Here is a 1,445-nt window from a genome sequence, read left to right on the forward strand (position 1 = left end):
GATTTCGCGCGCGCTGGTGGCGGCGGAATCAGCCGGCGTCGACGCTCACATCGTCCTCAACAAGACCGACATCGTCGCTGCGTTGCCGAGGACGCGCGAACGGCTTGAGGTCTATCGCAAGCTGGGCTATCCGATCCACGAAGTCTCGGCAACGGCGCAACCCGAGGCGATCCACGCCACCATCATGCCCTTGCTGCAAGGCCAGACCACCATCCTGATCGGCCAATCCGGCATGGGAAAATCATCGATCATCAACCTGATCGTGCCGGATGCCGACATCGCCGTGCGCGAAATCTCCGCCGCACTCGACACCGGCAAGCACACCACCACCTTCACGCGGCTGTATGTGATGACGGACGATACGGCGATCATCGATTCACCGGGTTTTCAGGAGTTCGGCCTGTATCAGTTGAGCGAAGGCATGCTGGAGCGCGCCTTCCGCGAATTCGCTCCGCATCTCGGCCACTGCAAGTTCTACAACTGCCATCACCTGAGCGAGCCCGCTTGTGCGGTGCTGGCAGCAGTGGAAAGCGGCGAGATTGCGCGCATGCGGCATCAGTTGTACGTGCAATTGCTGCATGAGTCGTCGCAGAAGCTGTATTGATTGCGATCATCGCAACGTAAAAAAAACCGCTCAATCCCGAGCGGTTTTTTATTGTGCGCAACGACGATCAGAACTTGTAGGCCGCACTCAGCAAGGCGCTGCGCGGTGCGCCCGGCATGATCTGCGACAAGCCGGTCGAGGTCGGGTAATAGCTGCGGTTACTCAGGTTGGTGACGGCCAGGGTAAGTTCAACTTTGGGAAAACGGTAACCGGCCTTGGCATCCCAGCGCGTGTAAGCAGGCAGATCGAGCCGGTTGGCGACGTCGACATAGCGCGAACCTTCATAGATCACGCCCGCTTCCGCGAAGAAGCCCTGCACCGGCGCATAGCCGACGAACACACTGCCGTTGGCGCTGGAAACTCCGGCCGAACGCTTGCCTTGCACGCTGGCGCCGCAGGCCGCGCACGACTTCGCTTCAACGATGCGCGCGTTCTGCACGCTGAAGCCGCTGCGAATGAACCAGTCCGTCGCCAGTTGTCCGTTGACGCTCAGCTCGATGCCGCGGTTGCGCTCCAGTCCGGTCAGCACGAACAAGTCGGGGCTCGCGGAAACCTGGGTACGGCGGTTGTACAGATCGAGCTGGAATACGGCCAGCGTAGTGCTGATCCTCTTGTCGAACCAGTCGCTCTTGACGCCGAATTCCAGTTGCCGGCTGAATTGCGGATCGAGCGCGTTGACGTTGCTGCCGGTGTTCCCCGCCGTGCTGAGACTGATCGTGTCAGCGCCGCCGGATGGAATGAAGTTCTTGCTGTACGACGCATAGAAGCTATGCGCCGCCAGCGGCGACCACACCACGCCCAGGCGCGGATTGAGCGCCGCCGTGGTGCGCCGGCGCAATGG

2 protein-coding genes are annotated in these 1,445 nt (G+C 61.2%); one reads left to right on the plus strand and one right to left on the minus strand.

What is annotated here, in order from left to right:
• The coding region (gene rsgA, locus HLUSI_RS0105040) for a ribosome small subunit-dependent GTPase A (RefSeq protein WP_016832933.1) at positions 1–604 on the plus strand (604 nt) is incomplete at its 5' end.
• A gap of 67 nt (positions 605–671) precedes the next feature.
• On the opposite strand, the gene HLUSI_RS0105045 is transcribed toward rsgA, so the two are convergent.
• The coding region (locus HLUSI_RS0105045) for a TonB-dependent receptor (protein ID WP_016832934.1) at positions 672–1,445 on the minus strand (774 nt) is incomplete at its 5' end.

The sequence above is a fragment of the Herbaspirillum lusitanum P6-12 genome (genome assembly GCF_000256565.1).
Taxonomy (GTDB): Bacteria; Pseudomonadota; Gammaproteobacteria; order Burkholderiales; family Burkholderiaceae_D; genus Herbaspirillum; species Herbaspirillum lusitanum.